At 38.0% G+C, this 24872-nt stretch carries 28 protein-coding genes; 22 read left to right on the top strand and 6 right to left on the bottom strand.

The window, feature by feature from the left end; translation table 11 throughout:
* Window positions 1–307: 307 nt before the first annotated feature.
* Genes BN988_RS02905 through BN988_RS02895 form a run of 3 tightly spaced genes read left to right on the top strand, consistent with a single transcriptional unit; the run spans window position 308 to window position 4596 of the window.
* Window positions 308–1738, top strand: coding sequence for a M20 family metallopeptidase (locus BN988_RS02905; protein ID WP_036572964.1), 1431 nt, complete (start codon window positions 308–310; stop codon window positions 1736–1738).
* 50 nt (window positions 1739–1788) lie between these two features.
* Window positions 1789–3300, top strand: a complete 1512-nt coding sequence (locus tag BN988_RS02900; protein ID WP_036572963.1) for an AbgT family transporter — start codon at window positions 1789–1791, stop codon at window positions 3298–3300.
* A gap of 15 nt (window positions 3301–3315) precedes the next feature.
* On the top strand, window positions 3316–4596 hold the full coding sequence (locus tag BN988_RS02895) for an amidohydrolase (RefSeq protein ID WP_036572962.1): 1281 nt from the start codon (window positions 3316–3318) through the stop codon (window positions 4594–4596).
* An 86-nt stretch (window positions 4597–4682) separates the two neighbouring features.
* On the opposite strand, the gene lexA is transcribed toward BN988_RS02895, so the two are convergent.
* A complete protein-coding gene (gene lexA / locus BN988_RS02890; RefSeq protein WP_036572960.1) occupies window positions 4683–5306 on the bottom strand; it encodes a transcriptional repressor LexA in 624 nt (207 codons plus the stop codon).
* A 287-nt stretch (window positions 5307–5593) separates the two neighbouring features.
* Here lexA and BN988_RS02885 point away from each other — a divergent pair, with 287 nt between their 5' ends.
* From BN988_RS02885 to BN988_RS02845, 9 genes are all read left to right on the top strand, one after another.
* Complete coding sequence (locus tag BN988_RS02885; RefSeq protein ID WP_036572958.1) at window positions 5594–6232, top strand: YneB family resolvase-like protein; 639 nt, start codon at window positions 5594–5596, stop codon at window positions 6230–6232.
* 198 nt (window positions 6233–6430) lie between these two features.
* The gene (locus BN988_RS02880) at window positions 6431–6664 is read left to right on the top strand and encodes a DUF896 domain-containing protein (RefSeq protein WP_036572956.1); all 234 of its coding nucleotides are present in this window, start codon (window positions 6431–6433) and stop codon (window positions 6662–6664) included.
* A gap of 133 nt (window positions 6665–6797) precedes the next feature.
* Window positions 6798–8804, top strand: coding sequence for a transketolase (tkt, locus tag BN988_RS02875; protein ID WP_036572954.1), 2007 nt, complete (start codon window positions 6798–6800; stop codon window positions 8802–8804).
* 260 nt (window positions 8805–9064) lie between these two features.
* Window positions 9065–9526, top strand: coding sequence for a sporulation inhibitor of replication protein SirA (sirA, locus tag BN988_RS02870; RefSeq protein WP_036572952.1), 462 nt, complete (start codon window positions 9065–9067; stop codon window positions 9524–9526).
* Window positions 9527–9571: 45 nt separating this feature from the next.
* Window positions 9572–9793, top strand: coding sequence for a YneF family protein (locus BN988_RS02865; RefSeq protein WP_036572951.1), 222 nt, complete (start codon window positions 9572–9574; stop codon window positions 9791–9793).
* 175 nt (window positions 9794–9968) lie between these two features.
* Entirely contained in the window at window positions 9969–10673 is a 705-nt protein-coding gene (locus BN988_RS02860; protein ID WP_036572949.1) for a cytochrome c biogenesis CcdA family protein, read from the top strand.
* Window positions 10674–10733: 60 nt separating this feature from the next.
* Window positions 10734–11159 carry a Na(+)/H(+) antiporter subunit B gene (locus BN988_RS02855; protein ID WP_036572947.1) on the top strand — a complete coding sequence of 142 codons (426 nt, stop codon included), beginning with the start codon at window positions 10734–10736 and terminating at the stop codon, window positions 11157–11159.
* Between the two features lie 19 nt (window positions 11160–11178).
* The gene (locus BN988_RS02850; RefSeq protein ID WP_036572946.1) at window positions 11179–11538 is read left to right on the top strand and encodes a response regulator; all 360 of its coding nucleotides are present in this window, start codon (window positions 11179–11181) and stop codon (window positions 11536–11538) included.
* Window positions 11539–11592: 54 nt separating this feature from the next.
* Window positions 11593–12066, top strand: coding sequence for a CcdC family protein (locus BN988_RS02845; RefSeq protein ID WP_036572945.1), 474 nt, complete (start codon window positions 11593–11595; stop codon window positions 12064–12066).
* 17 nt (window positions 12067–12083) lie between these two features.
* On the opposite strand, the gene BN988_RS02840 is transcribed toward BN988_RS02845, so the two are convergent.
* Window positions 12084–12587, bottom strand: coding sequence for a DUF2621 family protein (locus BN988_RS02840; RefSeq protein WP_036572944.1), 504 nt, complete (start codon window positions 12585–12587; stop codon window positions 12084–12086).
* A 264-nt stretch (window positions 12588–12851) separates the two neighbouring features.
* Here BN988_RS02840 and BN988_RS02835 point away from each other — a divergent pair, with 264 nt between their 5' ends.
* From BN988_RS02835 to BN988_RS02810, 7 genes are all read left to right on the top strand, one after another.
* The gene (locus tag BN988_RS02835; RefSeq protein WP_231495183.1) at window positions 12852–13973 is read left to right on the top strand and encodes an ATP-binding protein; all 1122 of its coding nucleotides are present in this window, start codon (window positions 12852–12854) and stop codon (window positions 13971–13973) included.
* A 242-nt stretch (window positions 13974–14215) separates the two neighbouring features.
* On the top strand, window positions 14216–16927 hold the full coding sequence (acnA, locus tag BN988_RS02830) for an aconitate hydratase AcnA (protein WP_036572942.1): 2712 nt from the start codon (window positions 14216–14218) through the stop codon (window positions 16925–16927).
* 266 nt (window positions 16928–17193) lie between these two features.
* The gene (locus BN988_RS02825) at window positions 17194–17781 is read left to right on the top strand and encodes a TlpA family protein disulfide reductase (protein ID WP_036572941.1); all 588 of its coding nucleotides are present in this window, start codon (window positions 17194–17196) and stop codon (window positions 17779–17781) included.
* A 62-nt stretch (window positions 17782–17843) separates the two neighbouring features.
* The gene (locus tag BN988_RS18530; RefSeq protein ID WP_231495182.1) at window positions 17844–17981 is read left to right on the top strand and encodes an FbpB family small basic protein; all 138 of its coding nucleotides are present in this window, start codon (window positions 17844–17846) and stop codon (window positions 17979–17981) included.
* Window positions 17982–18096: 115 nt separating this feature from the next.
* Complete coding sequence (tlp, locus tag BN988_RS02820) at window positions 18097–18333, top strand: small acid-soluble spore protein Tlp (RefSeq protein ID WP_036572939.1); 237 nt, start codon at window positions 18097–18099, stop codon at window positions 18331–18333.
* A gap of 351 nt (window positions 18334–18684) precedes the next feature.
* Entirely contained in the window at window positions 18685–19107 is a 423-nt protein-coding gene (locus tag BN988_RS02815; RefSeq protein ID WP_036572938.1) for an acyl-CoA thioesterase, read from the top strand.
* A gap of 5 nt (window positions 19108–19112) precedes the next feature.
* Complete coding sequence (locus BN988_RS02810; protein WP_036572937.1) at window positions 19113–19421, top strand: hypothetical protein; 309 nt, start codon at window positions 19113–19115, stop codon at window positions 19419–19421.
* Window positions 19422–19473: 52 nt separating this feature from the next.
* Here BN988_RS02810 and BN988_RS02805 read toward each other — a convergent pair whose 3' ends face one another.
* The 4 genes from BN988_RS02805 to plsY all read right to left on the bottom strand — a co-directional run bounded on the left by BN988_RS02805 (window position 19474) and on the right by plsY (window position 21631).
* A complete protein-coding gene (locus BN988_RS02805; RefSeq protein ID WP_036572936.1) occupies window positions 19474–19773 on the bottom strand; it encodes a HesB/YadR/YfhF family protein in 300 nt (99 codons plus the stop codon).
* A 21-nt stretch (window positions 19774–19794) separates the two neighbouring features.
* Entirely contained in the window at window positions 19795–20028 is a 234-nt protein-coding gene (gene yidD, locus BN988_RS02800) for a membrane protein insertion efficiency factor YidD (RefSeq protein ID WP_036572935.1), read from the bottom strand.
* A 5-nt stretch (window positions 20029–20033) separates the two neighbouring features.
* Window positions 20034–20969 carry a GTP cyclohydrolase FolE2 gene (gene folE2, locus BN988_RS02795; RefSeq protein ID WP_036572934.1) on the bottom strand — a complete coding sequence of 312 codons (936 nt, stop codon included), beginning with the start codon at window positions 20967–20969 and terminating at the stop codon, window positions 20034–20036.
* A gap of 80 nt (window positions 20970–21049) precedes the next feature.
* The gene (gene plsY, locus BN988_RS02790; protein ID WP_036572933.1) at window positions 21050–21631 is read right to left on the bottom strand and encodes a glycerol-3-phosphate 1-O-acyltransferase PlsY; all 582 of its coding nucleotides are present in this window, start codon (window positions 21629–21631) and stop codon (window positions 21050–21052) included.
* Between the two features lie 193 nt (window positions 21632–21824).
* Here plsY and BN988_RS02785 point away from each other — a divergent pair, with 193 nt between their 5' ends.
* The 3 genes from BN988_RS02785 to BN988_RS02775 are packed head-to-tail and all read left to right on the top strand — an operon-like array spanning window position 21825 to window position 24855.
* Window positions 21825–22895, top strand: coding sequence for an ABC transporter ATP-binding protein (locus BN988_RS02785; RefSeq protein ID WP_036572932.1), 1071 nt, complete (start codon window positions 21825–21827; stop codon window positions 22893–22895).
* Window positions 22895–24415: an ABC transporter permease/substrate-binding protein gene (locus tag BN988_RS02780; RefSeq protein WP_036572931.1), complete on the top strand. Its 1521-nt coding sequence runs from the start codon at window positions 22895–22897 to the stop codon at window positions 24413–24415. Before BN988_RS02785 ends, BN988_RS02780 begins: the two co-directional genes overlap by 1 nt.
* Window positions 24416–24435: 20 nt before the next feature.
* Entirely contained in the window at window positions 24436–24855 is a 420-nt protein-coding gene (locus tag BN988_RS02775) for a CoA-binding protein (RefSeq protein ID WP_036572929.1), read from the top strand.
* The last annotated feature ends 17 nt before the right edge of the window (window positions 24856–24872 follow it).

Raw genomic sequence — 24872 nt, 5'->3', positions numbered from 1 at the left:
ATTTTAAATGTATATTAAAAATACCGTCCATCTATGGGCGGTATTTTTAAAAATAACTTTTCGTAGAAATTCACTTGAATTCTTGAGATTAAAGGGAGATAGAGTAGGTGTCCCATAATGCAGGCACTCTATCCTTTAGTTTAAATGTCAAAACATTCCTATGATTCTAACGATTTCGTTTGTCTAATATTTTAGACTTATGGTAAAATAAATCTACATTTCTCGACTTAAATTGCGAGATAAAAATTCAGAATGTTATTAATTATGTCGTTAATCAATCTTTAAGGCCAACTAAGGAGGAACTAACATGAATAAATTTGTTGAAAACTATTTATCTACCAATCGGAATACTTTTGAACAAGTGAGTAGCTTTATTTACCACCATCCAGAAACAAGATTTGAAGAATATGAATCAGCTTCCTATTTTGCTAAGGCTTGCGAGGAACAAGGCTTTCTTGTTGAACGTAATGTTGCTGGGATAGAAACGGCATTTATTGCTACATATGGCGAAGGTAAGCCTGTAATAGGATATCTAGGTGAGTTTGATGCACTTTCAGGCTTAAGTCAGAAGCCTAATGAAACGAGTTATCAACCTTTAGAGAAAGATATTGGACATGGATGTGGTCATAATTTGTTAGGTACAGGGGCATTTGCTGCTGCATGTGCTGCAAAAAAATACTTAGAAGAAAATAACCTGCCAGGTACTGTGAAATTTTTTGGCTGTCCAGGAGAAGAAGGCGGTTCAGGAAAGACATTTATGGTAAGAGAAGGTGTGTTTGATGGCCTCGATGCTGCGCTTACATGGCACCCCTCTCCTGCAAATGCGATTATGAGTTTATCAAGCTTGGCAAACTATCAAGTTTCATTTAAATTCAAAGGCATTTCATCTCATGCTGCAAACACGCCACATTTGGGTCGAAGTGCATTGGATGCTGTGGAACTAATGAACGTGGGCGTTAACTATTTGCGAGAGCATATTGTGCCAGAGGCACGTATTCATTATGCTGTGACAAACACAGGGGGGATATCCCCAAATGTGGTTCAAGCAAATGCCGAGGTACTATACCTGGTAAGAGCTCCAAAGGTGGCACAGGTGGACAGCATTTTTCAAAGAGTAAAGAAAATTGCTGAAGGTGCTGCACTCATGACAGAAACTGAAGTAACAATTGATTTTGATAAGGCATGTTCTAATTATATTCCCAATCGTTCTCTGGAGAAAATCTTGTATAAGAAATTTACCGAGGTTGGAGTACAAAAGCCTACAGATGAAGAGAATGCATTTGCAAAGAAAATATGGAATACCTTTACAGACGGTGAAAAAGAAAACTTCCTAGATCCAATGAAAGGTTTTGGTTATGTTGGAGATGGTAGTGAGTTTGCTGGTAAGTATTATTCTGACTCTATTTCACCTTATTATGAATCCAAGGAAATCCTTGCTGGTTCTACAGATGTTTCAGATGTAAGCTGGGTCGTCCCAACAGCTCAATTATCAGCATCTACTTCTGTGCTGGGTACTGCTTTACACACATGGCAAATGACAACACAAGGATTAAGAAACTATGCATTAAACGGGATGTTCCGCGCCGCAGAAACAATGGCCTTAGCTGGTATTCAGCTGTTTGACAACCCAGAAGACCTACAAAATATAAAAGAAGAATTTGAGGCATTTAAGAAAGCCAATCCATACAGCAATCCTATTCCTGAGGGTGTAACTCCTTCAAAGTTGCATGAGAAGTAGGCTTTCCAAATAGTTAAATCGAAATATTAGTATAGAATGCGAGGGGTATTATGGAAAAGAGGCGTGGTTTATTTCAAAGATTTTTAGATTTGGTTGAAAAGGTAGGAAATAAGTTACCGGATCCGTTTATTTTATTTATTGGACTATCCTTATTAATGATCGTTGTTTCCTATATATTTAGTTTGTTTAATGCTTCCGTTGTGCATCCAGGTACAGGAGAAGAGCTAGAGATTCAAAATTTGCTATCAGGTGAAGGCTTGCAGTTTATCCTAACTTCCATGCTCGATAACTTTACTGGTTTTGCTCCATTGGGACTTGTTCTTGTTATGATGCTAGGAATTGGTCTAGCTGAAAAGGTTGGACTAATGGATTATGCCATCAGAAAAACTATCTTGAGTTCACCTCCAAGTTTAGTTACTTATACGGTAGTATTTGTAGGGATTCTTGGAAACCTTGCCTCTGACGCTGCGGTTGTATTGATACCACCACTTGCTGCAATGGTGTTTTATAAAGTTGGACGCCACCCATTAGCCGGATTAGCTGCAGGTTTTGCAGGGGCTGGTGCTGGATTTACAGCCAATATCTTTATTGCTGGTACAGACGCATTACTAGCAGGAATTTCAACAGAAGCAGCAGCCATTGTGGACGAGTCGATGGTGGTAACCCCGGTCGATAACTGGTACTTTAATATTGTATCTGTTTTTGTTATGACAATTATTGGTGGACTCATAACTACTAAATTTGTTGAACCAAGGCTGGGGAAATATAAAGGCGAAGCTGTTGAAGATGAGGAGAATGAGGAGTTACAGAATGGCGGCAAAGGATTCCGAAATTCGATCATTGCTGGGCTTTCCTACATTGCACTGATCGTCATTGTTATTTCTTTACCAAACAGCCCATTAAGAGGTGAAGATGGTAGTATTGTACCCTCACCATTCTTAGACGGGATTATTCCTATTGTGCTATTTTTCTTTATCATTGTAGCTGTTACCTTTGGCATAACAGTAGGGAGAATTAAGACTGGTAAGGATGTAAGTGACTATATGGCAGAGTCTATGAAGGACATGTCAAGCTATATTGTTTTAGTATTTGCTATTGCACAGTTTATTGCATATTTTAATTGGTCGAATCTAGGAACATGGGTAGCGGTTAACGGGGCTGATTATTTAAAGGATATTAATTTTACAGGTATTTGGTTGATTATTGGCTATATCATATTTACTGCATTAATGAACTTCCTGATTACTTCAGGGTCTGCTAAGTGGGCAATTGAAGCCCCAGTGTTTATTCCGATGTTTATGCAACTCGGATATCATCCGGCCTTTACGCAAGTTGCATACAGGGTGGCAGATTCTTCAACAAATATTATTACACCATTGTTCCCGTATATGGTTATCATTTTGGCGTTTATAAAAAAATATGATAAAAAAGCAAGTATAGGTACTTATATTTCATTAATGCTACCGTATAGTATTGCGTTTTTAACTACTTGGGTTATATTAATTCTGGTATTTTACTATTCAGGTCTACCATTTGGTCCAGGAATATACCCGTTCTTATAGAAGGAGGAGAGCAGTATGCAACAATTAGAAGATAAATTAATTCAGTGGCGCCGAGATTTCCACCAATATCCCGAAACAGGTTTTATGGAAATGAGAACAGCTTCTATTGTAGCTTCTATTTTAGACAAACTTGGTTTCCAACTGAAAATGGGAAAGGAAGTTATGTCAGAGGCAGATTGCATGGGAAAACCCACTGAAGAGGAAACAAAGAAACATTATCAATGGGCACAGAAAAATGGGGCAATTGATGATTATCTTAATCCCTTTTCAGAAGGCTATACAGGAATAGTTGCCACATTAGATACAGGTAAGAAAGGCCCTATTATTGCATATCGATTTGATATGGATGCATTGGATATTTTAGAGTCAGACAGTAACGAGCATTTCCCGCACAATGAAGGATTCAGTTCAAAAGTTCACGGGAAAATGCATGCCTGCGGTCATGACTCCCACACTTCGATGGGTTTAGGCCTCGCCACCCTGCTTATTGAGAATAAAGAAGAGCTTAAGGGAAAAATAAAATTAATATTTCAACCAGCAGAGGAAGGCACACGAGGAGCAAAAGCTATGGCAGCAGCAAATATAGTGGAAGATGTCGATTATTTCATCGCCACCCATATTGGGGTCGGTGTTCCGCATAAGCAATTCGTTGCCGCCAATAGCGGTTTTCTTGCCACCTCCAAATTAGATATCACCTATGACGGTACAGCAGCACATGCCGGAGGTAGCCCTGAAGAAGGCAAGAATGCACTCTTAGCAGCTGCCGCTAGTGTGCTAAGCCTCCATGGTATATCTCGTCATTCAGGAGGAGCTACCAGGATAAATGTTGGGCAGCTAGAAGCTGGTGCAGGAAGAAATATTATTGCCAATCATGCTAGCATGAAAGTAGAAACGCGAGGAGAGACTTCTGAAATAAATGATTATGTGAAAGAACAGGTGACATCTGTCGTCAGTGGAGCGGCTACCATGTATCAAGTAGAACATAATATTGAAACAGTAGGCGAGGCACTAAGTTGTAAATGTTCGTTGGACCTAGCAGGTATCCTTCACAAATGTGCCGAAGCATCCCCGGATATTGAAATAAGTCAACTGGAAGATAACACGCCAGGAGGTTCAGAGGACGCCACCTATTTTATGAACGAAGTACAGAAAAATGGCGGAAAGGCAACCTACTGTGTATTCGGTACAGAACTGGCTGCAGGTCATCATAATGAAAAGTTTGATATTAAAGAAGACACGTTATTACCTGCAGTTAACATTCTTTTCCAATCAGTCAAAGTAATAATGGAACAATAAAAAACAGCTGCCCTCGAGGTAGCTGTTTTTTTACTAGAATTTGGTGTTGGTGAGATGTGAGTACTAGGTACTACACGTTGCTCGATTTAATGGATATTACGATATAAACCAATTACTTTACCTAGTATTGTTACATTATCATATAGAAGCGGATCCATCGTTGCATTCTCGGGCTGGAGGCGAATGTGGTCTTTTTCTTTAAAGAACCTTTTCACTGTTGCTTCATTTTCATCTGTCATCGCAACAACTATATCACTGTTTTGTGCTGTATTCTGCTGTTTAACGATAACCATATCCCCATCAAGTATTCCTGCCTCTATCATACTTTCCCCTTCGATAACCAATACGAAAAGATTATCATCAGGTCCAGCACTTGTGGTTGGTAGAGGAATGAATTCCTCGATATTTTCAACTGCTGTAATAGGTAGTCCTGCTGTTACCTTCCCAATTACAGGAGCATAGCGAGCTTCTTCTCTTGGGATATTATTTCCTTCCGACAAATCAAGTATTTCTATTGCTCTTGGCTTAGTCGGATCTCGTCGAATGTATCCTTTGCTTTCAATTCTAGATAAATGTCCATGTACTGTAGAACTTGAAGCAAGTCCGACAGCTTCGGCAATTTCCCGGACGGAAGGCGGATATCCTTTTTTTGTTACTTCGTCTTTAATATAATCTAAAATCATTTGCTGACGTTTTGATAGTTTTGACATAAATGTTTCACCTCGCCCATAAGATTAATTATTAATAGTTTACCATTTGATTCCACATAAAGCAAACATTCGTTCGAGAAAAAGCCTTGACAGGATCATATGTTCTGCTATAATTAAAATTACAAATAAGCGAACAAAGGTTCCTATTTAGAAAAGGAGGGAATGAAACTATGTTTAGTAAACTTACAAAAACGGATTTGTTTTATATAGTTGCCTTTGCCTTGACGCTGGGATTCCTGTACTTTACTATGATTACGAGTTAATTGGTTTAAGAAGGAGTAAGCGTGTTGAATGCAATTATCTACTGTCGCGTGAGTACCGACAAACATACCCAAGAGACCTCTCTTGCTAGACAAAAAATAGAGCTAATGGGATTAGCAGAACGCTATAATTTTAATGTAATAGCTTGTATAGAAGAAAAGAAGAGTGGCTATGAAATAGAGCGAAATGGCATATTTGAGATGCTCGATATATTTGCGGCTAAAGATGCTGACTGTTTACTAATTCAGGATGAAACAAGACTAGGGCGTGGAAATACCAAAATTGCGTTGTTCCATCAGCTGCAAAAGCTCCATATAGATGTATATACTGCAATGCATGATGGGAAGCTTGAACTATCAGAATCAGACTCTATGGTTTTGCAAATAGTTGGGATAGTGGAAGAATACCAACGCAAAATTCACAATGCAAAAATTAAAAGAGGAATGAGACGCGCAGTAGAACAAGGATATAATCCTGCTGAAAATCTCAAAAACCAGCATCATGCTCCAGGGCGCGATAGAGTTGCCTTTCCTATAGAAGAAGTGGTTAGACTTAGAGAGAAAAAGCTTACATTTGAAGAGATTACGAGTACATTAAACGGAATGGGATATCCTGTCTCCAAAGCGACGGTCCATCGCAGGTATAAGGAACTGCAAGATACTTGAATATAAGCCTTAATAGGCGTAAAATAACTAAGCAGGAGCTAATGGCTCTTGTTTTTTGTTGTATTCAGACGTAAAATAGATTTTTTAAAGATAAAGCTTAATAAGATCTTATACAGCTAATGATGTATACGCAAGACGGCGATGAAGTTTGTAAAAGTCATAAGGGTATTAATAGAAAATTAAAAAGGAGGTAGAGCTATGTTATCTCAGGATAAAATTGAGCGAATTAATTCACTGGCAAAAAAGGCTAAAGATACAGGTCTAACTGAGAAAGAGAAACAGGAACAAAAAGAGCTCCGTGAAGAATATCTAAACAATGTAAGAAGCTCTTTTAAAAACCAGTTTAAATCCATGACAGTTGTGGATCCTAAAGGAAACGATGTTACACCAAAAAAAGTGAAAGACTTGCAAGAGAGAAATAAGAAACATTAATTTTGTACCAAACTACGACAAAAATCAGCCCTTTTATAAGGAAGCCTATCCGTTTTAACTTGTTCCTGGATGGGTTTCGTTATAGAATGAGGAGGAAACAACCAGTAGTTATTTTTGAAAGGGGCTAAACAATATGTCAAACAACATAGAACAAAATTCAATTACTACAATCCGTACATTATCTATTGATGCAATCGAAAAAGCGAACTCTGGTCACCCTGGACTTCCAATGGGAGCAGCTCCAATGGCCTACACGCTATGGACTGATTTCATGAATCACAATCCAAAAAACTCAAAGTGGTTTAATAGAGACCGTTTTGTTCTTTCAGCAGGCCATGGATCTATGCTTCTATATAGTTTGCTTCATTTATCAGGTTATAACGTGTCGATGAATGACTTGAAAGAATTTCGTCAATGGGATTCTAAGACACCAGGCCATCCAGAAGTACACCACACAGACGGTGTAGAGGCGACAACTGGTCCACTTGGTCAGGGAATTGCCATGTCAGTTGGTATGGCAATGGCTGAAGCACATCTCTCTGCGAAATTTAACAAGGAAGATCTTCAAATCGTTGATCACCACACTTATGCACTTGTAAGTGATGGAGATTTAATGGAAGGTATTTCTCATGAAGCGGCTTCACTTGCTGGCCATTTAGGACTCGGCAAATTAATCGCACTATACGATTCCAATGATATATCCTTAGACGGGGATTTAAATCAATCTTTCTCTGATAACACGGAAGAGCGTTTTAAAGCATATGGATGGCAAGTAATTCGCGTTGAAGATGGTAATGATATAAATGCTCTAAGAAAAGCAATTAAGCAAGCACAGGAGAATACGGACCAACCTACATTAATTGAAGTAAAAACAATTATTGGCTATGGATCTCCTAATAAATCAGCATCAGCATCTTCTCACGGTGCTCCATTAGGTGCAGACGAAGTTAAACTAACTAAAGATTATTATAAATGGACTTACGAACAAGACTTTCATGTTCCAGAAGAAGTTTATGAAGACTTCAAAGAGAAAATTGGGAAGCAAGGTGCTGAAGCAGAAGATAAGTGGAATGCTTTGTTGTCAACATACAATGAAAAGTACCCTGAATTGGCTAAGCAATTAGAATTAGCAATGAAAGGTGAACTTCCAGTCGATTGGGAAAAATCACTTCCTGTTTTTGAAGCAGGTAAAGATACTCTTGCAACCCGTGCTTCTTCCGGAAAAGTATTGAATGCTATTGCCCAAGCTGTACCAAATTTCTTCGGCGGTAGTGCAGATTTGGCTGGATCTAATAAAACAATGATGGATAATGAAGAGGATTTCTCTCGTAAAAATCATGCTGGGCGTAATGTGTGGTTTGGTGTACGGGAGCATGCGATGGGCGCAGCATTAAATGGAATGGCTCTTCATGGTGGATTGAAGGTTTATGCGGGTACTTTCTTCGTATTTAGTGATTACCTTCGTCCAGCAGTTCGTCTATCTTCCATTATGAATGCACCTGTGACGTATGTATTCACACATGATTCCATCGCAGTAGGAGAAGATGGTCCGACGCACGAACCAGTTGAGCAACTAGCAGCTTTACGTGCTATGCCTGGCTTGTCATTAATTCGCCCAGCAGATGCTAATGAGACACAAGCTGCTTGGAGATTAGCTATTGAATCAACAAATCAACCTACCGCACTTGTGCTTACACGTCAAAACCTTCCTACTCTTGAAGGGACAAAAGAGTATGCATATGAAGGTGTTAAGAAAGGTGCATATGTTGTTAGTGATGCTACCAAAGAAACACCGGATGCATTGCTTTTAGCAACAGGTTCCGAGGTACAGTTGGCGGTCTCTGCACAAGCTGCTCTTAAAGAAAAAGGCATTGACGTTCGCGTTGTAAGCATGCCATCCTGGGATCGTTTCAATGCACAAGATGCAGCATATAAAGAAAAAGTTATACCTTCTTCTGTCAAAAACAGAGTAGCAATTGAAATGGCAGCATCATTCGGTTGGGATCGTTATGTAGGTGACCATGGAAAAATTATTGCTATTGATCGCTTCGGTGCATCAGCTAATGGTGACAGAGTTATCAAAGAATATGGTTTCACTGTAGAGAACGTCGTAGAACATGTAGAATCACTAACAAAATAGCTCAATTTAAAAGGTGAATTATCCACTATAAATTGAGAAAAATTAAAAGAAATAGCCTACCAATTCGCATTGGGAATGGTAGGCTATTTTTTTGTTTGAGATAGTTTACAGAATAAAACTACTATTTGTTTAAGAGCGGTATTAGGGCTTTTGTCTATTTATAAACTTTTCTCGACAAAACAAGTTAAAATATCTCCGATGAACCGACATTATTTTAAAGCTTCTTTCCGTATAATAGAAGGAAAAGGGGGAAGCTTAGTATGTATGAATATACTGTATTCCGGATGAAAGAAGAGTTTTCTTGGCATTATTTCCATAAAAGTGATATTCTTTATCGTTTTATTAAACATTATCAGAAAGAATGTCAGCAAAGACCGGATCTACAAATGCAATATGATTATAGTACCTATCCTTTTCCTGGAACGCAGTTTTGTAAGATTGTAGAAGAGAAGCTGGATAAGACGATGTTTTCTTATGAAACAGCAGATTTTTTACGATTATATAAAAATTCGACTAATATTCCTTTACATATAAGTGAAAAACATTTAAAATTTCGTTGTAAAACAATACTGGAAGCTGAAGAGATATTGTTTCCAATATTACGGGAGATTGATTCTACCTTCTTTATCATTGGAGAAAATACAGCGCAATATGGCTGGGTATCACCAGTTATTCGTATACGTGAACCAAAAAGTGGACAAGTATTGTATTCTTATCATTAATTTACTATACTGTTAAAGAGACAACACGAAGGAGGAAGGCGTGACATGAGCACGATTTGGGTAGTACTAATTGCTATAGCAGCGTTAATTGCTGGTGTTGCTCTTGGATTTTTTATTGCAAGAAAATATATGATGAGCTATTTAAAAAAGAATCCACCAATTAATGAGCAAATGCTTCGTACGTTAATGATGCAAATGGGACAAAAACCATCTCAGAAGAAAATTAATCAGATGATGCGTTCTATGAATAATCAATCTGGTAAATAAGCAATTATTTTATAATTTTGCAAAAAGCATCCGCGCGAATCAGCCCCTTACCATACAACGTAAGGGGCTTTTTTATTACAACGGCTAATATTTTCGGTTTTTCGTCATAATTTTAATGCATGGAACAATACATTTTTAGCTACACTGTGATAAGTTAGCTATGAGGAGGTAGAATATGTCTGAAGTAAATATTTTTATTGCATTTAGTGCTGGTTTTTTATCGTTTATATCTCCCTGTGTATTGCCGTTATTTCCAGTTTTTATATCCTATATTACAGGTATGAGTGTAAGCGAATTAAAAGAGGATAATAAAAATTTTAATGTGAAGAGTACAATGCATACCCTTTTCTTTTTACTAGGTTTTTCTTTTGTGTTTATCATGATGGGGTTCACGAGCCTCTACATATCGGAGTTTTTGATGACATACAAAGATTTAATTAGACAAGTGGGTGCTATTCTAATTATCTTCTTTGGATTAGTTATTGCAGGAGTATTGAACTTTGAGTTCTTAATGAAGAATAAACAAATTATGTTTAAAAATCGCCCAGCTGGCTTCGTAGGGTCTTTTATCATCGGGTTAGCATTTTCCCTTGGATGGACGCCATGCACTGGTCCTATACTAGGTGTCGTCCTGTCACTTGCGTCTACAGAGCCACAATCAGGGATGTGGATGATGATCAGTTATGTTCTTGGTTTTTCTGTTCCTTTCTTTGTATTATCCTTCTTCGTTGGGAAATTAGGTTGGATAAAAAGACACAGTTCCATCATTGTGAAGATCGGTGGATACCTAATGGTTGTGATAGGAATAGCATTGTTTTTTGACTGGATTTATAAATTGACGTCCTATTTGGGCGGGTTGTTTGGTTTCACAGGATTTTGATGGATTTTATTAGCATAGTATATTAAACTTAAAGTATATAGGTATAAAGGAGCTTTTTACATGTACAAAACAAACGATTTAATATTACGTACTACCACATCATTGATCGCCTTTATCCTGCTAGGTTTTGCAGTCTATCTATTGCTTGCAGGACATAATTCACCTGGTGGTGGTTTTGTCGGTGGGCTTATGACGTCAGCGGCTATTTTGCTCATGTATATAGCCTATGGAATCGAGGCTGTAAAGAAAGTACTACCAATAAACTTCTTGGTATTAATTCCAATTGGTTTAGCTATCGCACTTGGTACAGGTATAGGTTCATTTATATTTGGTGTACCATTCTTATCCCAAACCTTTGATTACTTTACAATACCTTTATTTGGTGAAATTGAGTTGGCAACAGCCATGATTTTTGACTTAGGCGTCTATTTCACAGTAATCGGAGTAATGATGACAATCATTCTAACCATAGCAAACGATCAGTAACATTTAGGGGAGGAAGAATATGGCCAGAGTTATGGTAGTTGACGATGCAAACTTTATGAGGGTAACCTTGTCCACTATACTGAAAAAAGAAAACCATGATATTGTAGCGGAAGCTGCAGATGGCGCAGAAGCGGTGAAGCTCTATAAAGAATTGAATCCTGACCTTGTTACAATGGATATTACGATGCCTGTCATGAATGGTATTGATGCAATTAAGGAAATTAAGTCATATGACCCGCATGCTACCATCATTGTATGTTCAGCTATGGGCCAACAAAAGGTTGTAGTGGAAGCAATCGAGTCTGGTGCAAAAGACTTTATTGTAAAGCCGTTTGATGATAGTCAGGTGTTGGAAACCGTTAACCGTTTAGTGAAATGAGAAACGGTAATAACTAAGGGGATAACCTGATAGAAAGTATGAGGTAATGTCATTATGTTTTGGTTGGTAGCCAGTACTATTGTTGCAGCCTGTATGGCTGTGACTATGATTTTTGTTCGCTTAAGGGGGGCTAAAAAGCCGGCTTCGGTTAAAAAAATTATGTTGCCGCCCCTTTTTATGAGTACAGGTGCATTAATGTTTATATTTCCTGTTTTTCAGATTAGCTTAAGCCAGTTTTTAGAAGCTCTTATCGTAGGCGTTATTTGCTCGTTTTTCTTAGTTAGAGCTTCCAGATTTGAGATTCGGCATGAAGCGATCTATTTGATTCCCTCAAAATCGTTTGTTTTTATTCTCTTTGGTTTACTGCTTTTTCGAATTGTAATGAAACTGATCATCGGTAGCAGTATTTCAGCAGGGGAAACAAGTGGAATGTTTTTTATCTTGGCATTTGGGATGATATTTACTTGGAGATGCTGTATGTTGTATAAATTTCTTCAGCTTGAAAAGCAATTACATGTTAATGCATAAAAAGAAGTCCGAAATGTTTAGTGTTCGGACTTCTTTTTATTATTGTCTTCCATTCGTTTTTCCCAATCCGGGGTATAATCCTCTTTTGCCATGTTAAACAAATGTTCATATGGAGTAACTTGGATGTTCTTTTCTTTTAATTTTTTTCTTAGAAACTTATGATCCCGCTTTGGTGTAGCTAGAATATATCCTTCAATTAACACTTCTTGATTGATAGCACTCATTTCTCTCTTGAGCGCAATTTCTCCAATTTTACTTGCGATTTTATGTCTTGCAATATCTCTAAATAATTCAGGCACAGGGGAAACCAATTCTTCAAGGAGTTCTTTCTCTTCTGCTTCCCACATATGTTGACTTTTTTCCATGTAGTATTCTTCCCAGTCCATAATGGACTTACCATCTTCTTTAGGGAGTCGTTTCAAAAATTTACGAAACATGAAAAAACCGCCTATTGCCATAAACATAATCATAAGAAAGCCCCATAAAATGATTATAACAGAATAATCTACAAATCCCGACATCGTTTCACCTTTTTCTTCAAATAATCGAATGAAATTACAAATTGTTACAAGTATTTTACATAAGTAATTTATTTTTTTACGCAGGTATAGTAATATTACTAATAATTGGGTATATATTCATAAAGATAACAGGTACAACAATTATATCATATTATAATAGGAAAAATTACTGCAAACAAGCGACATATTATCGCATTATATATCATAATTTAGAATTATGAGACGCCAAATGGTTGTTACATTATGACAAAGAGGGGGAGTACTATGGCTTTTAAGAACAGAGATCAAGATAAATATCAAGTTGAACATACTGTAAAAAAAGCAGAACCCGCCAATACACAGGATACCTTTGAAGCATTATCGAAACTACCCCTATACATGGTAGATTGGGTAGAAAAAAACAACCATGATATTGTGACAGTCTGGGATGAGAGTGGTAAGGTTATTTACATCTCTAGCTCAATAGAGGATTTATTGGGCTACCAAACTTCTGATCTAAGAGGCACCTACTGGTACGAAAAAATATCGGCAGAAGATGTGAGTTATATTAGAGAACAGTTGGAGAATGCTTCTGATTCCTTTCAGAAAATTAATGTAAATATATTAAATAATAATGGCAAATACATTTGGTCAGAATGCAAGGTCGCGAAGTTAACGGATAATGCAACCAACACAAAATACTATATTTCGACTTTAAAAGATATTACAGATAAAAAAGAAGCAGAAGAAATGATGATCCGTTCAGAAAAGATGTCAGTAGCTGGACAGCTTGCTGCTGGGATCGCACATGAAATACGTAATCCTTTGACCTCTTTAAAAGGGTTTCTTCAGCTTTTACAAGCTGGTGTTAAGGGTAAAGAGGAATATTATCAAATCATGGTGGAAGAAATAGAAAAGATAGAAACGATAACATCTGAATTACTCTTTATTTCAAAGCCTTTAACGGACAATCGAAAAATGGAATCTATTAAAGATATGATTCACGATGTAACAGTTCTTTTAGGACCACAAGCCAAATTAAAGGGCATAGACATTAGAGTGGATGGAGCAGATAAAGCACAGATTAACTGCGATCGTTCCCAAATTAAACAGGTCCTAATTAATTTGCTGAAAAACGCAATTGAAGCAATGGAATCACCAGGTTTTATTACGTTTTACGTAAAAGACAGTGAAGAAGTAGTTAAAATTAGTATCAGCGACGAGGGTCCCGGCATTCCAGAAGAAATCATACATAAGTTAGGCGAGCCTTTTTTTACAACAAAGCAAACAGGTACGGGACTTGGAATCATGATTACAAGACAAATCCTTGCGTCGCACCAGGCAAGATTAGAGATCAGTCAAAACGAGAAGGGTGGAAGTACGTTCCACATGATTTTTCATAAATGATCTGGTTATTCGTTGCACTTGGTTTTTTTAAACAAACTAATAAGTAAAACTTATCACTCTACATAAGATATTAGTATATGCAAGAAAAAGGGAATGGTTTGTTTTCTCCTCGATTATCCTTTAAGATATAATTGTAAGGAAATCGCTTTTATATGAATGATAGAGTAATAGTATAAAAGCAGTCGAAATTTGTAGAGTTTATTAAATGATTAAGTGAAGTATGTCTGAAAGGGGAAGACAAAATGGGGAATCATAATGTTTATGATGCGAAAAAACAGTTTGATTTGAACGGGAAAAAGTACAATTATTATCGTCTAAAAACACTTGAAGAAGCTGGCCATGGTAAAATTGGCCGTTTGCCGTTTTCAGTTCGCGTATTACTAGAGTCATTGCTACGCCAACATGATGGACGACAAATCAAAAATGAACACGTTGAAAGACTAACAAAATGGGGCACAAAAGAAGGCAAAGGTGTAGATGTTCCTTTTAAACCTTCCAGAGTTATACTTCAAGATTTCACAGGCGTTCCTGCTGTGGTTGATTTGGCATCATTACGAAAAGCCATGGTAGATATGGGTGGAGAGCCAAATGAAATTAACCCTGAAGTTCCAGTTGATCTTGTAATAGACCACTCCGTACAGGTTGATCAATACGGAACAGCGAATGCACTAAAAGCAAACATGGATCTTGAATTTGAGCGTAATGCCGAGCGCTATGAATTTTTGAATTGGGCGCAAAAAGCATTTGAAAATTATCGTGCAGTACCACCTGCAACAGGTATCGTTCACCAGGTTAACCTTGAGTATATTGCCAATGTAGTACATGGCATTGAAAATGAAAACGGAGAGTATGATGCATTTCCAGATACATTGGTAGGTACTGACTCCCATACAACGATGATTAACGGACTTGGTGTACTAGGATGGGGAGTTGGAGGTATCGAAGCTGAAGCAGGAATGCTTGGTCAACCGTCCTTTTTCCCTGCTCCAGAAGTAATTGGTGTTAAATTCACAGGTAGTTTCCCTCAAGGAACAACTGCAACAGACTTAGCCTTGAAAGTAACACAAGTACTTCGTGAAAAGAAAGTGGTTGGCAAGTTTGTTGAATACTTTGGTCCTGGTCTCCAAGACATGCCACTTGCAGACAGAGCAACCATTTCAAACATGGCTCCGGAATATGGCGCAACATGTGGATTCTTCCCTGTTGATGAAGAGTCATTAAACTATCTACGCCTAACTGGGCGGGACGAAGAGCAAATAAATCTTGTAGAAACGTATTGTAAGGAAAATGACCTTTGGTATTCTCCAGATCAGGCAGATCCGGAATATACCGAATTAGTCGAAATTAACCTTTCTGAACTGGAACCAAACCTTTCAGGTCCAAAACGTCCACAAGATTTAATAGCACTATCAAACATGAAAAAAGAATTTAATAAAGCTGTAACCGCGCCTGCAGGCAACCAAGGCTTCGGGATGGATAAAAAAGAATTTAAAAAAGAGGTAACAGTTAATCATCCAAATGGTAATAGCTCAGTTATGAAAACGGGCGCATTGGCAATCGCTGCTATTACTTCTTGTACAAATACGTCAAACCCATACGTAATGCTTGGTGCTGGACTGCTTGCGAAGAATGCTGTTGAAAAGGGTATGAAGGTACCTGACTATGTAAAAACTTCTTTGGCACCCGGTTCTAAAGTTGTAACAAGATATTTGGAAGATGCTGGTTTAACGCCTTATCTTGATAAACTTGGCTTCAACCTTGTTGGTTATGGTTGTACAACTTGTATTGGGAACTCAGGTCCTTTGCGTGAAGAAATAGAACAATCCATCATGGACAATGATTTGCTTGTTTCTTCTGTCCTATCAGGTAACCGAAACTTTGAGGGAAGGATTCATCCGTTAGTTAAAGCGAATTATTTGGCTTCACCGCCACTTGTAGTAGCTTATGCCCTTGCTGGTACAGTGGATGTTGACTTAACCAAAGAGCCGATTGGTGAAGATAAAGATGGCAAGCCAGTTTATATGGATGATATATGGCCATCGATGGAAGATATTAAAGAACAGGTGGCAAATGTTGTCAAACCTGAGATTTTCCGCAAAGAATATGAAAATGTGTTCCAATCTAACGAACGCTGGAATGAAATTGATACAACGGATGAACCATTGTTTAAATGGAATGATGATTCAACGTACATTCAGAATCCACCGTTCTTTGAAGGACTTAGCAAAGACGCCGGCAAAGTGAATCCATTAGTAAACTTACGTGCCATTGGTCACTTTGGCGACTCTGTAACAACAGACCATATTTCACCTGCTGGGGCAATTGCTAAGGATATGCCTGCAGGCAAGCATTTACAGAACAAAGGTGTTTCACCTCGTAACTTTAACTCATATGGTTCCCGTCGTGGTAACCACGAAATAATGATGCGTGGTACATTTGCAAACATTCGTATTCGTAACTTACTTGCTCCTGGGACAGAGGGTGGATATACAACTTACTGGCCTACTGAGGAAGTAATGCCGATCTATGATGCAGCAATGAAATACCAACAAGATGGCACTGGCCTTATTATTATGGGTGGAAAAGACTATGGTATGGGCTCATCACGTGACTGGGCAGCCAAAGGTACAAACCTTTTAGGTATTAAAACGGTTATTGCTGAAAGCTTTGAACGTATTCACCGTTCAAACTTAGTTATGATGGGTGTTTTACCACTACAGTTTGAAAAAGGTGAAAGTGCTGAAAAGCTTGGTCTAACTGGTCGAGAAACCTTTAATATTGAAGTAGACGAAAGTGTAAAACCACATGATCTTGTAAATGTTACCGCAACAGATGAAAATGGTAATATTACAACATTCAAGGCAGTTGCTCGTTTTGACAGTGAAGTGGAAATTGACTACTACCGTCATGGTGGCATACTACAAATGGTGCTTCGCGACAAATTAAAAAAATAAAAGCCGTAATTCCTTACAGTAAACAAGTCGTATAACAATACTGTTTACGTAATGAATAATTGTTAAGAATGAAACCGTGCCTCACAGTATTTCTGTGTATGCGCGGTTTTTTTGTGTAACAAGCTTTTCTTACTATATGCTAAGTGAAAAATAGGGGGAAGAAGTCAACTAGTATTATAAGAAAGTTTACTTTACAAAAGGCTCTTTTCTAACTAACATAAGAAGAGAATCAATTTGTCAGGAATGTGTATTAAAGGAGCTAAAAGATGATTAAAAATATAATTGCAACAGGTGTTTTGCTTGTATTGGTAGGTATTGTTGTATTTAACTTCTTTGATAATCAAAAAGAAGCAGAGACTGAAAAAGCGAGTGAAATGAATACAAGCTCTGAGGGCGGAGCAATTGCACCAGTCGAAAGTGCTGGACTAGAACCAGGAGAAGCGGCACCTGATTTTAGCCTACAAACGCTAAATGGTGAACCGATTCAGCTTTCAGACTTTAAGGGGAAAAAGGTCATTCTAAATTTTTGGGCGACATGGTGTCCACCATGCAAGAAAGAAATGCCAGAAATGCAAACTATTCAGGAAGAATATGGGAATGAAGTAGAGATTTTAGCTGTTAATATGACAGATTCAGAAGCGAAGGGTATAAGTGATGTCCAAAAGTTTCAAGAAAAGTTCAAGTATACTTACACGATGCCACTTGATGAAGATGGAGAATTAAGTACAGCTTATAAGGTATATAATGTCCCAACAACGTACTTTATTGGTTCAAATGGTAAGATCGCATTACCTCGGAAATCAGGGCCCATGACGTATGATTTCATGGTGGAAAGTATTTCACAAATGGAATAATAGTATGAAAATAAAGAGGAATGGTAATACTTCTATTTAAAAAGGAGTGAATTACCATTTCTTTGAAAAAGAAAATATCATTTGAACAACTCGTACAGGACAATAAAAAGCAAATTATGCAGGACGCTTCATTATTAGAAAGAATAGAGCGGAATTTAGAAATGAAAATGAATCAAACCCTAGAAAAGAAAGAATCTTAGAAAGATGAGCTCCTCTGAAATTTCAGAGGAGTATTTTTATGCCTTGATAACGTTAAAATGATCTTCCTGATAAAAAAGGACGTATAGCTTTCTAATAATAAGTTAGAATAAAAGCATGAAGTTGACTGATAACCATTCACACAAACCAAAACCTGATGACCGTAGTGATAACGTAGAGAAATTGCAAAATATGGTGCAAGATACAATTCAAAACATTGAGAAGTCCCATGAAACCATGCGTTTTACTGATGGTGAGGAAAAGCAAGCTATTGAAACGAAAAATAAACGTCGTGAAGAAGCAATTGATGCAATGCGTAATGAAATCAAAGATGAATATAATGCACTTGACTAGATATTGTATTGCTTCACATAACTTTACACAGTATTTAAAGTCGAACGAATGCAAATCCTTGGTAAAGGACTTGAGCTTTCGTTCGACTTTTATTTTAATATAACGTTTTTCTTGATCTTTTATCGCGGTGCAACCGTCCGTAAGACTCCCACTTCAAAACATAAAGTAAAACGAAGATGTTTAAGTGGGGGTAGACGGTCTAACATGCGAATTTGTTCAACTAACAATCAGTGGGGGAAGAATGAAAACCCCACTGATTGAAGTTTCACTTTATAAGTGTTTCATTAAGCAGAGACTTTGGTAGATATGGTAGGATATAAAGTGTAACAAGCTGTATTGGAGGAATCATTGTTGAATAAAGTGCAAACACCAATTGAAGTACGTTATCAGGAAACCGACCAAATGGGTGTCGTCTACCATGCCAATTATTTAGTATGGTTTGAAATAGGGAGAACAAAATTTATAGAATCACTAGGATTACGATACGGAGCGATGGAGGAGCAGGGTGTTGTATCACCTGTTACAGATGCTACGATTAGCTTTAAAAAGCCCATTCGTTATGGTGAAGAAACGGTTGTAGAAACATGGTTGGAAAGTTACGATGGATTACGAACAGTCTATGGATATCAGATTCTCAATTCAAAAAAACATGTAGCAGTTAGCGGTAAGACGGAGCATGTGATTGTGAAAAAAGACAGCTTTCGACCACTTTCGCTTAGAAAAGCTTTTCCTGAATGGCATGAAGCATACAGCAACAAATTGAAAGAGGGATAAGAGGCATGGCGTTTGGTTTAAAAAGAGATGAGTTAACTTCCTGGAAGAAGAAAGTACTTGCTGGAGAAATTGCAATCTTAACACACTATTGGCTCGATAATCGATTTCCTGGGTGTACAACCGTTACAAAGGTTGGTTGTAATGATCTCCAGAAACTAACTAAATGGGGAAGACAATATGGTTTAGAAGCTGAATGGATTCACAGGGACCAAAAATTTCCCCATTTTGATTTGTTTGGAGATAAACAACGGGATATATTACTTTCCGAAAAGCAATGGAAGCAACTAGAACAATTTAATTTATTGACTAAATAAGAAAACAACAGCACGTGGGACTTCTCTGTGCTGTTGTTTTTTGATAGATTGTTTACTTATTAAGCGACGTGTATTTAAAGGCAGGTTCTGCAAGTTTATTATTCATCTGTACTTTTAAATCCTTGTCTTCAAAGTACCAGGCGTCCTTTGTTTCTACGTAGAAAGAAACTCCCTCCACAATAACAGAAGCATGCTTGTTCTCTGGTTCTTGAACAGCAACTCCGAGGGAAAAACCAGGAAGATTTCCACCTACCCCGCCGTACCTAACATAAAAACGTATTGGGCTATTCTCTTCTAAGTCTAATTCTTCTTTATACCATTTAGCAGCTTCCTTGCTAACCTGCAACTTCAATTGTGACAACTCCTTTTGAAACTATTTCCTGATCTTTTGTTTTTTCTCCGGTACTAAATCAACACCGCCTTCATGAAAAGGGTGGCATTTGCTAATTCTTTTTACTGTTAAATATGTTCCTTTAATGGCACCGAATTTTTTAAACGCTTCAAGGCCGTATTCCGAACAGCTTGGATAGAAACGACATGTTCTTGGAGTAAATGGACTTATTGCTTTCCGGTAAAATGTAATGAGCCCAATGAATAGATATTTCATCGATATTACCCGAGATTCTCAGTGCGCTTATCATACGTAACAGAAGCAATGGCATCATGCATATGGATAGACTCTTCATTTCGACAAGCAACTTGGAATTTATCAACCATATCCATTTCGTATAAGTCAGCTGCAACGAGACGAACCATATCTTCAACAAAGCGTGGGTTTTCATAAGCTTGTTCCGTTACCATTTTTTCATCTGGTCGTTTAAGCACTGGGTGAATCCTTGCACTAGCATTACTTTCTGCCGCTTCTAAGAGCAGTGTTTTCCAGTCCATCTCTGCTTGAACTGCTCCTTCATTTAGTTCCACATCTATTGATACAACACCTCTTTGGTTATGTGCGCTGTATTCACTAATTTCTTTGGAACATGGACAAAGTGTAGTAATTAATGCTGATAAAGAAGCGGAGAGGGTATAACCCGTTTGATAGTCATAGATTACTTTCATGGTTATATCCGCGTGATTTAATCCTGCGAGATCACTTTGAGGGCCACGTCGTTCAAAGAACCAAGGGAATTGCAACTCAATTGTCGCATCTTGTTGATCGAGTCGGTCTGCTAATTCTTTTGTGAACGTTTTTAATAGTTGCCAATCAGCTTGGAAGACACCTTGTCTGTAATAGGTACTTAGTTGTTCTGTAAAGCGACTCATATTTGTCCCTTTACTTGTGCTTTTCAAGCTAGTTGAAAAGGAAATATTGGCTATACTTGATTGTATTTTTGGTTCCAAGTCCCCCGTAACTGACAGAGGATGTTTTACATTTGAAATCCCTACAGCATCTAAATCAAAAAGAAAATCTTTTTTTGTATTTTGCAAGTCAGCCATCTGACTTTTTTCAATTGGTTTTGTTCTCGGAACTGGTAATACTGAACCGAATAATTTATGCCGTTCTGCCTTGGATGGCAGTTGTTTTAGTGGGAAGAATTTCGTATTCACGACACAGTCCCCTTTCTATTCATGTATAAACAAGTATACGTGAGCACCTTTTATTATTCAATTTATTGGTTTTGATGAAATTACATCCATGTGATCTTCGGTTCGGTCTTTTCTCTAATCCGCTTAATATTAGCTTTGTGTCGGTAAGTTACAAATAGCATAAGCAGTGCAGTTACAATAATAAGTCCGGTATCTTGAAAAAGAAAGGAAGCGATAACTGCAACCACCCCGGTGATGATAGAGGATAATGAAACATACTTTGACAAATAAAGACTAACTAAAAAAGTACTTATCGTAATGACAAATAATAATGGGTTAATCCCTAATATTATTCCGCCAGAAGTAGCGACTGCTTTTCCGCCTTTAAATTTAGCAAATAGTGGATAGGTATGTCCAATTACTGCAAATAACCCGATTATCAACCGATAAACATCCGCGTCAAAAAGAAGGGGGATTAATGTAGCGATCGTTCCTTTAAGAATATCTGTAACGATTACGATACTCCCAGCCTTGAATCCAAGCACACGAAATGTATTGGTCGCACCGAGATTTCCGCTTCCATGTTCGCGTATATCCAGGTTGTAACCCAGTTTTCCAACAATTAGTGCTGTTGGAATAGAACCCAATAAATAAGCAACAATAGCGAATATAATATATTCCATCATAATTCCTACTTTCCGGTTAGTATGTAGCAAAAAAATTCTATTTACATTCTAGCACGAAGTAAGTGGGGAAAGAACCATTTTTATTATTTTAAAGAGAAACATTCCAGTTGACGTTTTTATTTCACGAAGATAGGGTAAGGTTTTAAGAAATTGAAAATGGTTTGTGTATATTGCTGAGGGGGAACAAGAGATGATTGAATTTGATAAAGTAAAAAAGATCTACCCAGATGGAACGGAGGCTATACGTGAGTTCTCGTTGAAGGTGCAAGCCGGTGAAATTGTAACGTTAATCGGCCCGAGTGGTTGCGGTAAAACTACCGCTATGAAAATGGTTAATCGATTAATTGAACCAACGGCAGGTGACATCTACATAAATGAACAGAAAGTAAATTCATACAACATACATGAACTACGTTGGAATATTGGCTATGTTCTCCAGGAAATTGCATTATTTCCGCACATGACGATAGGAGAAAATATATCCGTTGTGCCCGAAATGAAAAAGTGGAAAGGAAAAAAAGTAAAAAAGAGAATCGACGAATTATTGGAGATGGTGGGATTAGACCCTACTACTTATCAAAAACGAATGCCTAGAGAACTATCAGGTGGCCAACAACAACGGATCGGCGTTGTTCGCGCTTTGGCGGCTGACCCAGATATTATTCTAATGGACGAACCATTTAGTGCCCTTGACCCGATCAGCAGGGAGCAACTCCAGACAGACATAAAGACATTGCAAAAGGAAATAAAGAAAACTATTCTCTTTGTTACCCATGACATGGATGAAGCGATGGCGCTTGGTGATAGGGTGTGTTTAATGAAGGATGGCGAAATCGTACAATTGGACACACCGCAGCAGCTCATCTTAAACCCCAAGACAGAGTTTGTGAGGAACTTTATTGGGGAAAGAAAATCACCTTGGCAAACAGCTGTGGACGTTATTTGCGATCCATTATCAAGTCACGTTCTTACAAAAGAAGCATTTGAACAAGGCAATTTTGATCAAAATGTGACCTATATTGTTACAGATAGAAACAACATGTATGAAGGGGTGGTCAGTAAGGGTACTATCAAGCCTGAATTTTTAACCTTAGAGAATGACCTCCCGCTTTATAAGGCTACAGCTTTAATACAACAACAGGATACCCAACACCTATTCCCTGTCATTAAACAAGGGAAGCTAATTGGGGTATTAAGTAATAAGAAAATTGTTGAATACCTTAGAAGTAAAACAACCCTCGAAAACGGGGTGATTCAGTAATGCAGGAGTTTATTAACGTTTTCCAAGATAGAAGAGGACAATTGTTAGAGACGTTATGGGAACATTTACAGATTTCCCTATTGAGCTTAGTTATTGCAATTATAATAGCCGTTCCACTGGGACTCATACTCACAAGATATCCCCGAGTTGCTGAGCCAATAATAGGAATATCTGCAGTAATGCAGACCATACCTAGTCTGGCAGTATTAGCATTCCTAATTCCGTTTTTGGGCATAGGCAAAGTACCTGCTATCATTGCGCTAACTGCTTATGGTTTGCTCCCGATATTGCGTAACAGTTATACGGGAATCGTCGGGGTTGACCCTGCACTGAAAGAGGCGGCAATTGGTATGGGGATGAACTCGTTTAAACGACTTTCTAAAGTAGAACTTCCAATTGCCATGCCGGTAATTATGGCCGGTATACGTACGTCTATGGTACTAATCGTCGGTACCACGACAATTGCAGCACTAATTGGAGCTGGTGGGCTTGGCGAACTGATTCTCTTAGGAATTGATCGAGGAGCAGATATCAATCTAATCCTACTTGGGGCGATACCGGCAGCTTTACTGGCTATTATACTCGATTTAATTCTGCGCGGATTTGAACGTATTTCAAAAAGAGCTGGTTTTAAGTCATTTGTTGCCATGTTACTTATAGCAGTGCTTGTGGTTACCGCACCGTTTATTTTTAACAGCTCTCAAAGAGCAGATATCATAATTGGCGGTAAACTCGGCTCTGAACCAGCGATACTAGCAAATATGTACAAGTTGTTGATTGAAGAAGATACTGATTTAAATGTTGAGTTAGAAACAGGGCTTGGGAAGACTTCCTTTGTGTTTAGTGCTTTAGATAAAGGGAGTATTGATATCTATCCAGAATTTACTGGAACAGCAATTGTGACGCTTATGGAAGAAGAAGCGGAAAGCAATGATGCGAAAGAGGTTTATGAACAGGCTAAAATCGGTATGGATGAGAGATACGATATGGCTCTACTACAGCCAATGGCTTTTAATAATACGTATGCTGTGGCAACTACAGAGGAACTTGCTGATCAATACAATTTAGAGACAATTGGAGACTTGCAAGCTGTAGAGGATGAAGTGACGGCAGGTTTCACATTAGAGTTTAATGACCGCTACGATGGATATGTTGGCATGCAGGATGTCTATGGCCTTGATATTAGTAATATTCGTACCATGGAACCAGGAATAAGACAGGACGCCTTAGCAAATAGTGAGGTTGATATCATTGACGCTTATGCGACAGATAGCTATATGGTAGAATTAAATCTTGTCACCTTAGAAGACCCGGAAAATCTATTTCCGCCATATCAAGGTGCTCCTTTATTGCGTAATGAAACAATGAAAGAGTATTCTGAACTTAAAGATATTCTTAATCAACTTGGTGGAAAGATCACAGATGAACAAATGCGCGAGATGAACTATGAAGTGGATTATGAAGATCGTTCTCCAAGGGAAGTAGCTGAGGAATTTCTACAAGATGAAGGTTTATTATAGAAATTAGGGAGGTATTCATCATGACATGGGAAAATCCATCGAATGATCAATTAAAACAACTATTAACAGATGCAAAAACAATCGCAGTGGTCGGGCTTTCTGACAAACCTGAAAGAACGTCCTACCAAATTTCGGAGGCAATGCAAAAACAAGGCTATCGAATCATCCCCGTTAATCCAACAGTGGATGAGGTTTTAGGAGAGAAGGCGTATTCTTCTTTGCAGGACGTACCACATGACGTAGACATTATTAATGTTTTTAGGAGACCAGAACACCTGCCAGCCATAGCAGAAGAAGCAGCACAAACAAACTGCAAGATTTTTTGGGCTCAACAAGGGGTAGTTAATCAAGAAGCCTACGATTTTCTTAAAGAAAAAAACTTTACAGTTATAATGGACCTTTGTATAAAAGTAGTTCATGCCGTACTGGTAAAAGGGTAGACTGCATGGGATGGTAT

The organism is Oceanobacillus picturae (assembly GCF_000612865.1).
Taxonomy (GTDB): domain Bacteria; phylum Bacillota; class Bacilli; order Bacillales; family Amphibacillaceae; genus Oceanobacillus_B; species Oceanobacillus_B jordanicus.
Note: the sequence above shows the minus strand (reverse complement) of the source record. Positions and strands in the feature narration are given on the sequence as shown.